Origin of the sequence: Halorussus amylolyticus (assembly GCF_004143485.2) — an archaeon.
GTDB lineage: Archaea > Halobacteriota > Halobacteria > Halobacteriales > Haladaptataceae > Halorussus > Halorussus amylolyticus.
Genome location: NZ_RXOB02000022.1, coordinates 183,360 through 197,107, shown reverse-complemented (window position 1 = coordinate 197,107; position 13,748 = coordinate 183,360). Strand labels below are relative to the sequence as shown.

Genomic DNA, 13,748 nt, shown 5'->3' with positions numbered 1-13,748 from the left:
TCGAGAGTCTGAGAACCTAATTCGGGTGAAATCGGATTTTCGGACGGTCGAGAATTAGTTTCAATCGTCGTTTCAAACAAACGTTTGGAACGAACGATTGAAACAGATCGTGCAAACAGCCCTTGCTTCGAGCCGAACGCTCCCTCGGCGACGAGTCGGCGCTGCCGCCTCCTCTACATTTATACGGGACGGGTCAGAACACCGACACCGATGAGAGTGTTAGCCATAGTCGCACATCCTGACGACGCCGACATATTCTGCGGCGGAACCCTCGCCAAGCACGCCGACCGCGGCGACGATGTCGGAATCGTCCACCTCACTCGCGGCGAGTACGGCGGCTTCGACACGACCGAAGCGGAAGTCGCCGCGGTCCGCGAGACGGAGGCCGAAGCCTCCGCCGAGACGCTCGGAGCCGAGGTCGGCTTCCTCGACTTCTCGGACGGCCGAATCACCTACTCGCTCGAAAATCGCCTCGCGCTCGTGGACGTGATTCGCGACCACGAGCCCGACGTTATCCTGACCCACTACCGGGAAGACATGCACCCCGACCACCGGGCGGCCTCGCGCCTCGTCACCGACGCCTACTACATGGCCTCGCTCCCGCTGGTGGACACCGAACATCCGCCACACGACCCCGAGAACGTCTACTTCTTCGGCAAGCCGACCGCCGAGTTCGAGCCGTCGGTGTTCGTCGACATCTCCGAGTATCAGGACGTGAAGGAGGACGCCATCGACGCCCACGAGTCGCAGGTCGCGTTCCTGCAGGAACACGGCGGCATCGACGCCGAATTCGAGCACCTCGTGGAGGGCGTCCGGGCGGAGGCGCGCGTCCTCGGCAAGCGCACCGGCGCGAGGTACGCCGAAGGGTTCGAACCGCTTCACGAGACCACGCGGGAGTACCTCTGATGGAGCGCGGCACCAGCTACTTCGGCGTCCGCGACCCGCGCCACGCCGAGCACGACCTCGACCGATTCGGCGACGAGGGACTCGACGCGGTGCTTCACACCTTCAGCGAGCGCGACCAACGGTACTACCAGGAGACGATGGCCGACCTCGTGGCGGCGAGTCACGACCGCGGCCAGCGCGTCTACGTGAATCCGTGGGGCGTCGGCCGAGTGTTCGGCGGCGAAGCCCTCTCGGAGTTCATCGGTCGAAATCCCGATTCGCGCCAGCGACTCTCGACCGGCGACCGGGTTCCGGCCGCCTGCTTCAACGACCCCAAATTTCGGGGGTTCATGCGCGAGTGGACCCGCGATGCGGTCGATTTGGGCGCGGACGTGATTTTCTGGGACGAACCCCACTGGTACGTGCCCGGGTGGGACGCCGATCCGCTTCCGGAGGGGGCGTGGACCTGTCGGTGTGACGCCTGCCGGGAGCGATACGAGGCCGAGTACGACGAAGCGATGCCAGCGACCGAGACCGACCGCGTGGTCGAGTTTCAGGAGGCCTCGCTGTTCGACTTTCTCGAAGAGATGATGGCGCTGGTCCGCGAGGAGGGGGCCGAAAACGCGGTCTGTCTCCTGCCGGGCGACAGCAGCGAACACGGCCTGACCGACTGGGAACGACTCGCCGCGAGCGACCACATCGACGTGTTTTCGACCGACCCGTACTGGGCCGCCTTCGACGAGGAGATGGAGTCGTTCGTAGACGAGTACACCGACCGCGTGGTGAGTCTGGCCGACGAGTACGACCTCGAAAGCCAGATTTGGATTCAGGGGTTCGCGCTCCCCGATGACCCCGAGACGCCGAAGAAGGTCGAACGAGCCACCGAAATCGCGGTCGAGGGCGGGGTCGATAGCGTGTTCATGTGGGGGTGGGACGCGTGTCGCGTCATCTCCTCCATCGGCACGACCGACCACGACGCGGTGTGGAACGCCTACCTCGACGCGCTTCCCGACGAGTGACCGGGTCGGCGAGAGACGCGACGATTCTCTCGAAGAAGTGCGGTCGTCGCCGACGCCGTCGGCGACGACCGCACGGGCACCGAGAGCGAAATTATCGAGGATTCTAGAGAAATATTTATCACAGATACGTCCGGTTATCGGATTTAATGAGCGATACGCAATCAATCATCGACAGGCGTAAATTCATACAGAGTACCGGCGTGTTGGCGGGGTCGTCGCTCGTCGGCGGCGTCGCCGGAGCGAAGGGCGGCGGCTCCGAGAAGGGACCCGTCTCGGACAAGCGGGTCGTCGGCTACTACCCCTCGTGGGCGGGCGAGTACGCGCCGCGCGACGTTCCCTACGACAAGCTCACCCACCTCAACTACGCGTTCCTCGAACCCGAGTCGAACGGGGAGGTCAAGCTCGCGGTCGAGGGCGACTACGCGCCCGAAGTCCTCGAAACGTTCGAGGAAGTAACTCACGAACAGCCCGACACGTCGTTCCTGCTCTCGATTCAGGCCGGGTGGTACTCCGGTCGGTTCTCGGACGCCGCGCTCACCGCCGAGCGCCGCGAGCGGTTCGCGCGCACCGCCATCGAGCAGATGCGGACGTACAACTTCGACGGCATCGACATCGACTGGGAGTACCCCGACGGCTCGGTTCGGGAGGAGGACCCGCAGAACCTCACCAAACTCCTGGCCGAAATACGGAGTCAGTTCGACGACGCCGAAGAAGAGGACGACCGGACGTACGAACTCAGCATGGCGGTGTCGGCCAACACGGCGGTTAGCGACCCGCTGGAGGTCGAGAAATTCGCCGACGACGTGGACTTCCTCAACGTGATGACCTACGACTTCCACGGGACGTGGGATTCGCGGACGCACTTCAACGCGCCGCTCTACCCGGTCCCGGACGCGCCGAACTCGACGCCGACGTTCACCGCGGACTACGCCATGCAGTACTGGGGTGACCGGGCGATTCCGAAAGAAAAGATTCACTTCGGGCTTCCGTTCTACGGCCGGACGTACGAGAACGTGGAGAACGAGGATTCGGACGACAAAGGGCTGTTCCAACCGTTCGACGGCGGGAGTTCGCGGACGTTCGCCGACATTCAGGAGAACGTCAAGTCCGACGACGACTACCAGTACCACTGGCATCCCGAGGCCCGCGTGCCGTGGCTCTACTCCGAGGCCGACGACGTGTTCATCGCGTACGACGACAAGCATTCCGTCATGGAGAAGACGAAGTACGCGGTAGACCACGGGTTCGGCGGGATGATGTGCTGGGAACTCTCCCAAGACCCGACCAACACCCTGCTCGAAACGATAGACCGCCACATCTCGCATCCCTGAAATCGACTGATTCGGTATCGTAGCCGGTCAGATTGGGTCGTGCATAGCTCGGTTGAGCATCCACCTCGGGTGGGACTGAAAGGGGCGGCGCGCTCGCGGGCCGAAGGCCCGTGGCCGCTTGCTCGGCCACTATCTGCGCCGGGTGTTGCTGAGAGGCGCAGATATGCCGAGCAACGGCCGCGAGCGTGCCGGGGCTTTCTACCCTAAAATCCCTCTCTCTGTCTCACTCTGGGTGGAAGCTATAGATTCTCCGTCCGCACCGAAATGGATTAGTAGCCACCGCGAGCCATCCGAATCATGCCAGACACACCGAGCGTGTACGACGAAATAGGCGTCCCGGCCGTCATCAACGCCGCCGGAACCAAGACGCGAATCGGCGGGAGCCTCATCCGCGAGGAGGCGGTCGAGGCGATGGCCGACGCCGCGACCGGCTTCGCGCGCATCTCAGACCTGCAGGCCCGCGCGAGCGACCTCGTCTCCGAGGTGACGGGCGCGGAGGCGGGCTACGTCGCCAGCGGCGCGGCGTCGGCGATGACCCTCGGCGCGGCGGCCGCCATCGCGGGCGACGACCCCGGCGCGATGGCCCGCCTCCCCGACACCGAGGGTGTCCCGAGCGAAATCGTAATGCCCCGAACCCATCGAACCGGCTACGACCACGCGCTCCGGGCGGCCGGGGCCGAAATCGTGGACGTGGGCACGAACGACTACCACCTCGGCACGGGCGCGGCCAACGTCGAGCCGTGGGAAATCGCGGACGCCATCACCGACGAGACCGCCGCGGTCGGGTACGTCCAGAAGCCCTACACCCAACCGCCGCTGGAGACGGTCGTGGAAATCGCCCACGACCACGGCGTTCCGGTCATCGTGGACGCCGCGGCCGAACTCCCGCCAGCGTCGAATCTCACGCGATTCATCGACCTCGGCGTTGACCTCGTCGTCTTCAGCGGCGGGAAGGCGATTCGCGGTCCGCAATCGACGGGCATCCTCGCCGGGCGGGCCGACCTCGTGGAGTCGGCCGCGCTCCAGCACCTCGACATGCACGCCGCGAGCGAGGCCTGGGAACCGCCCGAGTCGCTGTTCGACGTGCGCGACATCGACGGGGTTCCTCGACAGGGCATCGGGCGCTCGATGAAGGTCGGCAAGGAGGAACTCGTGGGTCTCATCCGGGCCCTCGAACTGTTCGTCGAGGAGGACCACGACGCGCTCGTCGCCGAGTGGCAGGCCCGCGCCGAGCGAATCGGCGATTCGCTCGGCGCGATTGAGGGCCTGACCTGCTCGATTACTGGGGCCGAGAAGACCGCGGTCGCGCCCGAAGTCGTCGCGGACCTCGGCGACTCTCCTGTCGATGCGGCCGACCTCGTGGCCGCACTCCGGCGCGAAGAGCCTCGGGTGTACGTCGGCGCGGACGGCCTTCACAACTCGGAGTTCACCGTGAATCCGATGTGTCTCACCGACGAGGAGGCCGACTACGTGGTCGAGCGAATCGAAGCGAACATCTAAGTTGCTGAAGTAGAGTCGGCGGTACTGTGTTTTAGAAAGCCCCGGCGCGCTCGCGGTCGCTCAGCGACATATCTGCGCTCTCCGCACTGCCCGCGCAGATAGAGGTCGCTGAGACGACTAAAGTAAACGCGAGCGCGCCGCCCCTTTCAGTCCCACCCAGTGGTTGGTCAGTCGCGCGTTCGCCACCTCAAAGGTCAATCAAGGCCGAAGTACGCCCTTAATCACGCCGTCCCTGCGTTCTCGAACCGTATCGAGCGCGTCGTCGTACTCCGCGAGGGGGAACTCGTGGGTGACGATGCCTTCGACCGTGAGGTCGCCGCGCCGGAACAGTTCGATGACGTCCGCGACCGCGTGGGAGGCCGTGACCCCGCCGACCACTTCGAGTTCCTTCGAGACGATGTGGTTCGGGTCGATTTCCTTCTTGCCGCCGAACACGCCGGTCAGGACGACGCTCCCGCGCTTTTTCGTGATTTCGAGGCAGGTGTTCACCACGTCGCCCGCGCCCGCCGCCTCGACGCAGAGGTCCACGCCCTCGCCGTCCGTGTACTCGCGGACGGCCTCGACGGGGTTCTCCTCGCGGACGTTCACCGTGCGGTTCGCGCCGAGGTCCGTTCCGACTTCGAGGCGCTCGTCGCGCGTCCCGGTCAGAATCACGTCCTCGACGCCCCAAGCGTGGAGCAACTGGACGCCGTAGAGGCCGAGCGACCCCGGACCGAGAACCGCGGCGGTGTCGGTCACAGCGGTTTCGACCCGCTTCATCGCGTGGAGGGTGCAGGCCGCCGAGTCGATTTGAGTCGCTTCGAGGTCGGAGATGTCGTCGGGAATCGGCGTGAGGGTGTAGGCGGGTAGCGCGGCGTACTCGCGGTAGCCGCCGTCGATGGTGAAACCGACCTCCTGCAGGTCGTCGCACTGGTAGTACCGGCCCTCGCGGCACGGCGTGCAGGTGCCACAGTAGACGAAGCCGTGGAGCGCGACCCGGTCGCCGACCGAGAGGTCCTCGACGCCCTCACCGAGTTCCACGACTTCGGCACACACTTCGTGGCCCGGCACGAGGGGGTAGTTCGTCCACGGAGGTCCCTCGCCTTCGATGAGTCCGAGGTCGCTCCCGCAGATGCCGACCGCGCGAATCTTGACCAGCGCCTCGCCCGGAGCGGGTTCGGGGCGGTCGCGTTGCTCGTCCCATATGTCGCCGTCGCCGTCGATGACTATGGCTTGCATACTCGAATCGCTTCGAGTTCGTCGGCGGACGGATATAAAGCTACCTCGGTACCCCGAAAGTGCGAGTCCGTTCGAATAGCCGGAAAGAGAAATCTAATGTGGACTCGCGCGCGAGAGTCGCCCGCATGGAAGAACTATCCACCGACGACGCGCCGCCGAGCATCGGACCGTTCTCGCAGGGAATCCGCGACGGCGACAAAATCTACGTCTCGGGGCAGGGTCCCATCGACCCCGAGACCGGCGACATCATCGACGGCGACGTGCGCGAACAGACCGAGCGCACCCTCGAAAACGTCGAAGCCGTCCTCGCGTCGGCGGGCAAGTCGCTCGACGACGTGGTGAAAGCCACCGTGTTCGTGATGGACATGGACGACTACGACGATATCAACGACGTGTACGGCGAGTACATGTCCGACCCGTACCCCGCCCGGAGCGCGGTACAGGTCGCCGACCTCCCGGTCGATATCGACGTGGAAATCGAGGTCGTGGCGTCGGCGACGGACGACTGAGCGTTCCGGATTACGGACGACTGAGTTTTCGAACTACGGACGACTCAGCTTTCCCAGCGCGACCGGGCGCTCCGCGCCGGTCGCGCGCGGGACGTTGTTCGCCACGCCGTCGAGCGACGTGATTCCGAGGAGCGCGAACAGTGCGGCCTCCTTCGCATCGCTGTCGAGACCGAGCGATTCGAGTCGCTCGACCGGACTCCGAGTTCGCTCGGCGAGCATCGAGAGCAGGGTGGGGTTGTTGGCCCCGCCGCCCGAGACCACGATTCGGTCGGGGTACGGGTCGGCGAATCGGTCGTAGGCGTCGGCGATGGACTGGGCAGTGAGTGCGGTCGCGGAGGCCACGATGTCAGCATCCCCACAGTCGCGGTCGCGCGCCGCCGCGACGAACTCGCGGGCGTAATGGTGGCCGAAGCGCTCGCGGCCGGTCGTCTTGGGCGGCGCTCGCTCGAAGTACGAATCGTCGAGGAACTCGGCGACCACCTTCTCATCGACCCCGCCCTCTGCGGCCCACTCGCCGTCCTCGTCGTAGGTCGCCTCGCCGTCCGTCAGTGTCTCGACCACCGCATCGATGACCATGTTCCCCGGCCCGGTGTCGAACGCCAGCGCGTCGTCGCGGTCGGGGCTCGGCGGCAGGAGGGTGCAGTTTCCGATGCCGCCGATGTTCTGGAGCGCGCGCGCCTCGTCGTCGGCCGACAGGCACGCGAGGTCGAAGAAGGGGGTGAGGGGCGCGCCGTGGCCGCCGGCCGCGATGTCGCCGAGTCTGAAATCCGACACCGTGGGCACGCCGGTCCGGTGGGCGATGACGCTCCCGTCGCCGATTTGGAGCGTCGAGCGCGTGTGTCGGTCGGTGCCCGGAACCGCCTCCGGGTCGGGCGCGTGCCAGACCGTCTGGCCGTGGCTTCCGACGACCGCCACCTCCTCGGGGGACACGTCCGCCTCCTCGCACGCCGCGAGCGCGGCGTCGGCGAACAGTTCGCCGAGCGCGACGTTCGTCCGGCAGACCGCATCGACGGTTCCGGTCTCGTCGTCGCAGAGCGCGAGCAGTTCGGCGCGGAGGTCGGCCGGGTAGGCCTCGGTGTGGAACGACTCGACTGTCACCTCGTAGTTCGTCGGCGGGTCGCTCGCGGGGTCTCGGCGAATCCGACAGCACGCCGCGTCGATGCCGTCGAGCGACGTGCCGGACATCAGTCCGACCGCGTACCGCGCCTCGGAAATCTCGTCGCGTAGTCGCATACGGTAGCTGTTCGCCCGGCCGTCTTGGGTGTTTCCCCGACTCCGTTTTCACAGGTCCTTCCGGAACACGTCGTATTCGAGCCACGGTTCGAAGCCCAACTTCGCGTAGTAGTCGAGCAGGCCGGTCCAGTCGATGACGACGTGGTCGTAGCCGTCATCGCGGAGCGACTCCACGACGGTCGCCAGCAGGAACAATCCCCAGCCCCGACCGCGGTACTCCGAGTGAATGCCCACCGGGCCGAGACCGCAGTAGGCGTCGCCGAGTCGCCAGCCCCAGTTCGCGTTGGGGCCGCAGTACGCCGACGACGGCGCGTTCGTCCGGGCGAATCCGACTACCGTTTCGCCGCGCCTGAGAACCCAGTAGTCGTCTACGCCGCCGGGGCGTCGAGCGACGTTCTCGGCTTCGTAGTGCCACCGGCCGGGGAACTCTCGTTCGAGGAATCTCGTCAGGTCGGACTCGCTTCGCGCTTCGACTCGCTCGACGGTCAGGTCGTCCGCGAGCGCTCGCGTACGCTCGACTCGCTCGGGGAGTTCGAACCCGGAGATATCGCGTTCGAGGTCGTACACCGTGCCGTCGCGCTCGTACCCTGCGTCAGCGAGCAGGTCGGCGTAGTCGTCGGAGAAACTGCCGGGAAGCCCCGCGAGGAAGTTCTGCGGGTCGCCGCCGAACCGGAGCGTCTCGACGCCGGAGTTTGCTAGCTCGCGTTCCGCGGCGTCGAGGAGCGCGCGTCCGACCGCCCGAAAATCGTCGGCTCCGGAGTCGACCGCGAGGAGGCTAATCCAGCCGCGGTCGGGTCCGGCGTACCCGTGGACCGTTCGCGTGAGCGTCTTCGCGAGGACGAATCCGGTCGGGACCGATTCGTCGGCGTCGGCGTACCACCCCCACGCCGCGACATCGACGCCAGCGAACGGCGCGTAGACGTTCTGTTCGACGAGTCGCTCGTCGATTTCGAACTCGGGGTGGGCGTCGTTCCAGCGTTCGACGCCCGCCAGCACGCGCTCGCGGTCGGTGAGTCGCCGACACTCGACCGTCACGTGACCCGACCTCCGTTCGAAACAGGGGAGTCGAATCGGTAGCGCCGTCGGTATGTCCGAATCATTCTGTCAGTTGTTCCGACTTTCGGGGCGTCGAGCATAAGCGTTGTCCCGGTCGAATTCGGTTCCGAGAGCGCCGAATATCGAGTTCTGTCTACCTAACAGTATTTAGAAATATAAATAAGTACCAAAACCTTTATGTCAAAAACACCTGACTACGAAGTGTGCATGGTTAACAGAAGCCATTCGAGCAGTGAGACCAGCGGTTCGCAACGGCTCTCACGCCGACAGATACTAGCGCTCGCTTCCGGTGCGGCTACCGCCGGTCTTGCCGGATGCAGTAGCGGTCAAGACCCCGACGACGCAGACGTGCTCACGACCACCGAAGACGGGAGCACGACTGCGTCCGACACCGAGTCCGACGATTCCACGACCGAGGACTCGGAGGGCGGGTCGCCGCTCACCACCGACATCACGATTCGCAAGCCGGTGAGTTGGACGCCGAGCGACGCGAACGTCAACCCCTTCGCCACCCAGAGCGACTTCGAGTACTGGGCGGAGTACATGTGGTGGGAGTCGCTCGTCTACCCGAACAACCGCGGCGAACCGATTTGGTGGCTCGCCGACGACATCCGCCTCGAAGGCGGCGGGTGCGAAGTCGTCATCGAACTCAGCGACGAGTACACGTGGTGGGACGGCACCCCGGTCACCGCCCAGGACATGTACACCACACAGATGATTACCGCCTATCAGGAGTACGGCGGCCCCGAGGAGACCGACAACACGTGGGTTCTCGAAGACGACTACACGCTTCGGAACGAACTCGCGGGTCCCGCGAACCCCGACCTCCAGCAAGTCGGGTACATCGGCCTCGTCGCGAAGCACGACTACTTCGAGTCGTGGCTCGAACAGTTCGAGGACGCGAGTAGCGAGGACGCGATTAGCAGCGTGGCCCAGGACCTCAACGAGCACAAGATTTCGCTCGACGACCTCACGGCCGAGGGTCTCGGGTGCGGGATGTGGCAACCCACGCAGTTCGACCCGACCGAAGTCACTCACGAGAAGTACGAAGACCACCCGCGCGCCGACTGGACGAACCTCGACACCTTCAACTGGGTCCTGATGGCGGACAACCAGAAGTCGATTCAGGCGCTCCAGTCCGGCCGGTTCGACTTCGGCGACAAGATGCTCACGCAGGTCGAACAGAACGACGACCTCGACGTGTTCAGCCAGTTCTCCATCGGCGGCGTCCCGAAGCTCGCCATCAACTTCGACAACAAGCACCTCTCGCGACGGGCGGTTCGGCGCGCAATCGCGTACGTCATCGACCACGAGGAACTGGTGGAAGTCATCAAGGGGTCGCACGGACAGGAGTACGTTCCCCACCGGAACTCGATGGGGATGTCCTCGACGCTGGCCGACCAGTGGCTCCCGGACGAATTCCGCGACAGCATCATCGACTACGGGCTGAACTCCCAGCCGGACAAGGCGACACAAGTCCTCGAAGACGCGGGCTACACCAAAGACGGCGACCAGTGGGTCGGTCCCGACGGGGACGCCGTCGAGGGGCTTCAGTACCTCACGCCGCCGTGGCCGATTTACGAGACCATCGGCAAGTACCTCAGCCCGAAACTCGACGAGTTCGGATTCGACAACAAGCTCATCGTGCCGTCGAGCAGCGGCTTCTGGAACACGTGGGACGAGACGTACGACTTCGATATGTGCAACTGGTTCACGAACGCGACGCATCCCGCGTCGGCGTTCACCACCGTGAGCGCGGGCGGTCTCGGGCGCTACGACAACCACGCCGAGACCCTCGACCCGCCCGAGAGCTGCGAGGTCAATCGGGCGGAGCCGGAGCTCGAACAGGAGACCACCGAGAAGTTGAACCACCCGCTCCGGCCGGAGTTCCCGACCGAGGTGGGAGCGATGGGTGACGGCGGCGATATGCAGACGCTCTACCCGTTCAAGTGGACGAACGTCCTGTCACAGACGCAGGACGAAGACGAGATGCGCGACCTGACCGAGAAGCTGGTCTGGTACCACAACTACCAGCTTCCGCACATCGGCTTCTACGAGGAGACCAAGACCTACTGGGGCAAGACCGACACGTACAACTTCCCCGTCGCGGGCGAGACCGACGACCACACCGACGCGGAGGCGACGGTGTCCGAACACACCACGACCGCGATGGAGTACCTCGTCAAGGGCCACATCAGCGCGAAGACCGAGTAGCGCGACCCGCGCCCGCGAGTTCGACAGATTATTTTACCGCCTGTGACACGCCCAGAGCAGGGCCGCCGTGAAGCCACCGATGGCGAGGACCCCGAGAACGTTGAGTCCAGAGACGACTCGGGTCGGCGTGCCGGGTTCGGACGCGAGGAAGAAGCCGACCGATAGCAGTCCGGCGAGCGTCTCCAGCGCGAGCATGAGCGCGAGTTTGTCGGCGTTCGCACAGACGTAATCGAGGAGTCCCGGCTCGTGGCTCATACCTCCCTCGCCTCACCGCCGGAAATTAAGCGTTGCGACTGTCGCCGTCCACGGGCGCGACGTACGGACCCCCGCACGCGGGACACTCCCGAAAGGCGCGCTCGAACTCGTCGCCGCAGTTGACGCACCGATACAGCTCCCGGTCGTCGTCGGACGAGTCGAGGAGGTCGCGGAGTCGGTCGAGTACCATACGCGTATCCTCGTCGGACGAATGATGAACCTTTCCCCGAGAAGACGGTGGTTCGGGACGGAAGCCGCGAAGACGGTCGATTCGAGGCAAAAACGCAAAGACGGCCGAAACGCCGGTCGAGACCGAGCGAACGCGGCGAACGGCGAAGCGCCGTTCGCCGCGCGACAGGGGCGGTCTGGTGTTCGTCCCACGACACCATAGGCCATAGATTTATGACGGTGACACATCACGGATACAATAGCATGTCGTATTACCTCAAGAGATTGGGGCAATCGGTACTCGTGTTCTTCGTCACGGTCACCGTGACGTTCGCGCTGTACCGGATGTTGCCGTTCGGCCCGGTCGAGATGATGCGAGCGAATCTGATAAGTCAGCTCGTCCAGCAGGGCAACCCCACTCCAGACCAGATAGAGAAGGTGAATCAGATGGTCCAAGCCTACACGGGCATCAACCCGGACCAACCGTGGTACTTCGCGTACTACGAGTACCTGTACGATATCGTGGTGTACCAGGACTTCGGCGTGTCCATCACCAAGCGCGAACCCGTGTTCCAGATACTGTTCGCGGCGATGCCGTGGTCGCTGTTCATCAGCATCTACGGTCTCGCGCTGGGCACCACCGTCAGCCTGCTCCTCGGGGCCGCGATGGCCTACACCGAGGGAAGCCGGTTCGACGCCGGGATGACGGTCGTCTCGATTATCAACACCACCGTCCCGTACTACATCGTCGCCATCCTCGCGCTCATCGTGTTCTCGTTCAACCTCGGGTGGTTCCCGAGCGGGGGCCGAATGACCCCCGGAACCACGCCCGGGTTCAACTACCCGTTCATCGCGGGCATCGTCGAACACGCCGCGCTCCCCATCCTGTCGTCGTTCATCGCGGGCTTCGGCGGCGCGCTCGCGTTCCGGGGCAACTGCATCCGCGAGATGGGCAAGGGGTACATCCGCCTCGCGCGACTCCGGGGCATCAGTCAGGGTCGCATCGCGATTCGGTACGTCGGCCGGAACGCGCTCCTCCCGATTTACACCAGCATCATGATGGGAATCGCCAGCCTGTTCGGCAGTAGCATCATCCTCGAAACCATCTTCAACTATCCCGCGATGGGGTTCGTGACGTTCGAGGCGCTCATGGACCGCGACTACCCGCTCATCATGGGGTCGTTCATCTTCTTCACGACTCTGACGCTCCTCGGAATCCTCGTCGCCGACCTGACCTACGGAATCATCGACCCGCGCGTGAAAGGAGGTGCCGAACGTGAAAGCTACTGACGACGGCGGCGACGGGTCGCCCATCGACGACATCTTCACCCGGACCTCTGAGGTGCCGACGCTAACACGACGTGAGAAGGCCCGCCGGACGTTCGACCGGCGAGTCTACGCACCGATGGCGGTGCTGGTGCGCGACTGGCGCGCGCTCGTCGGCGGACTCATCATCGCCGCGTTCTTCCTGACCGGCGTGGTCGCGTGGGTCTCGTCGTCGAACTGGTGGTTCCTCGACGGCGTGGTGTTGGTCGCGACGCCGACCGTGATGGAGGGTCCCATCTTCGCGCCGCCGTTTCAGGACTCCGCGTACCCGCTCGGAACCGGCGTGATGGGCAAGTCCATCTTCAAACAGCTCGTTCACGCGGCTCCCGCGATGCTGCAGATGATATTCGCCGGGGCGTTCCTCTCGGTCATCGCGGGGACGGTTATCGGAACCGTCGCGGGCTACCGCGGCGGCACCATCGACAAGACGCTGATGTCGTTCACCGACGTGGTGCTCACGATTCCCGGCATCGCGCTGGTCATCGTCCTCGCCGCGATTTTCGAACCGCGCCACCCCGTCGTGGTCGGCATCATCCTCGGCATCGACAACTGGCCGCGACTCGCCCGGACCGTCCGGTCGGAGGTGCTGTCGATTCGCGAGGAGGCGTTCACCGAGGCGTCGCGAATCATGGGTCTCTCGCAGTTGACCATCCTCCGAAAGGACATCATCTCGAACCTGATGCCGTACATCTCCATCAACTTCGCCAACGGCGCGCGCACCATCATCTTCGAGTCGGTCGCGCTCTACTTCCTCGGCATCCTGTCGTTCACCACGCTCAACTGGGGCGTGATGATGAACGAGGCGTACAACGGCGCGGACCTGACGAATCTCGGCCAACTCCACTGGCTGTTCGCACCCATGCTGACTATCGCCATCGTCTCGCTCGGCTTCATCCTGTTCGCGCAGGGACTCGACCGCATCTTCAACGTCCGACTCCGGGCGCGCCACGAAAGCACGACCGCCGACGCGGAGGAACAATGAGACCGTCAATCGCCCCGAACGAGGCTTCCGAGACTCGACACGCTTCCGAAAC

Annotated in this window: 13 protein-coding genes; 8 read left to right on the top strand and 5 right to left on the bottom strand. The window is 64.7% G+C overall.

The window, feature by feature from the left end:
* The first annotated feature begins 210 nt into the window (after positions 1-210).
* From EKH81_RS17150 to EKH81_RS17135, 4 genes are all read left to right on the top strand, one after another.
* Positions 211-906 (top strand): PIG-L deacetylase family protein, encoded by a 696-nt coding sequence (locus tag EKH81_RS17150; protein ID WP_132060681.1) that lies wholly within the window; start codon positions 211-213, stop codon positions 904-906.
* Positions 903-1,904, top strand: coding sequence for a hypothetical protein (locus EKH81_RS17145; protein WP_132060679.1), 1,002 nt, complete (start codon positions 903-905; stop codon positions 1,902-1,904). Before EKH81_RS17150 ends, EKH81_RS17145 begins: the two co-directional genes overlap by 4 nt.
* Before the next feature lie 146 nt (positions 1,905-2,050).
* On the top strand, positions 2,051-3,235 hold the full coding sequence (locus tag EKH81_RS17140) for a glycoside hydrolase family 18 protein (protein ID WP_132060677.1): 1,185 nt from the start codon (positions 2,051-2,053) through the stop codon (positions 3,233-3,235).
* 297 nt (positions 3,236-3,532) lie between these two features.
* Positions 3,533-4,735, top strand: coding sequence for an aminotransferase class V-fold PLP-dependent enzyme (locus tag EKH81_RS17135; protein WP_132060675.1), 1,203 nt, complete (start codon positions 3,533-3,535; stop codon positions 4,733-4,735).
* 198 nt (positions 4,736-4,933) lie between these two features.
* On the opposite strand, the gene EKH81_RS17130 is transcribed toward EKH81_RS17135, so the two are convergent.
* Positions 4,934-5,953, bottom strand: a complete 1,020-nt coding sequence (locus EKH81_RS17130; protein WP_132060673.1) for a zinc-dependent alcohol dehydrogenase — start codon at positions 5,951-5,953, stop codon at positions 4,934-4,936.
* Between the two features lie 125 nt (positions 5,954-6,078).
* Here EKH81_RS17130 and EKH81_RS17125 point away from each other — a divergent pair, with 125 nt between their 5' ends.
* Positions 6,079-6,462: a Rid family detoxifying hydrolase gene (locus tag EKH81_RS17125; protein WP_132060671.1), complete on the top strand. Its 384-nt coding sequence runs from the start codon at positions 6,079-6,081 to the stop codon at positions 6,460-6,462.
* 33 nt (positions 6,463-6,495) lie between these two features.
* On the opposite strand, the gene EKH81_RS17120 is transcribed toward EKH81_RS17125, so the two are convergent.
* Complete coding sequence (locus tag EKH81_RS17120; protein WP_132060669.1) at positions 6,496-7,695, bottom strand: anhydro-N-acetylmuramic acid kinase; 1,200 nt, start codon at positions 7,693-7,695, stop codon at positions 6,496-6,498.
* Between the two features lie 48 nt (positions 7,696-7,743).
* Entirely contained in the window at positions 7,744-8,730 is a 987-nt protein-coding gene (locus tag EKH81_RS17115) for a GNAT family N-acetyltransferase (protein WP_132060667.1), read from the bottom strand.
* A 228-nt stretch (positions 8,731-8,958) separates the two neighbouring features.
* On the opposite strand from EKH81_RS17115, the gene EKH81_RS17110 reads away from it, so the two are divergent.
* Entirely contained in the window at positions 8,959-10,965 is a 2,007-nt protein-coding gene (locus EKH81_RS17110) for an ABC transporter substrate-binding protein (protein ID WP_132060665.1), read from the top strand.
* Between the two features lie 33 nt (positions 10,966-10,998).
* Here EKH81_RS17110 and EKH81_RS17105 read toward each other — a convergent pair whose 3' ends face one another.
* On the bottom strand, positions 10,999-11,220 hold the full coding sequence (locus tag EKH81_RS17105; RefSeq protein ID WP_132060663.1) for a hypothetical protein: 222 nt from the start codon (positions 11,218-11,220) through the stop codon (positions 10,999-11,001).
* Positions 11,221-11,245: 25 nt separating this feature from the next.
* Complete coding sequence (locus tag EKH81_RS19435; RefSeq protein WP_202935184.1) at positions 11,246-11,410, bottom strand: hypothetical protein; 165 nt, start codon at positions 11,408-11,410, stop codon at positions 11,246-11,248.
* Positions 11,411-11,652: 242 nt separating this feature from the next.
* Here EKH81_RS19435 and EKH81_RS17100 point away from each other — a divergent pair, with 242 nt between their 5' ends.
* Both EKH81_RS17100 and EKH81_RS17095 read left to right on the top strand, forming a co-directional pair.
* Positions 11,653-12,678, top strand: a complete 1,026-nt coding sequence (locus tag EKH81_RS17100) for an ABC transporter permease (RefSeq protein WP_132060660.1) — start codon at positions 11,653-11,655, stop codon at positions 12,676-12,678.
* Positions 12,665-13,696 carry an ABC transporter permease gene (locus EKH81_RS17095; RefSeq protein WP_238392229.1) on the top strand — a complete coding sequence of 344 codons (1,032 nt, stop codon included), beginning with the start codon at positions 12,665-12,667 and terminating at the stop codon, positions 13,694-13,696. The genes EKH81_RS17100 and EKH81_RS17095 overlap by 14 nt, the downstream gene beginning before the upstream one ends.
* Positions 13,697-13,748: the final 52 nt, after the last annotated feature.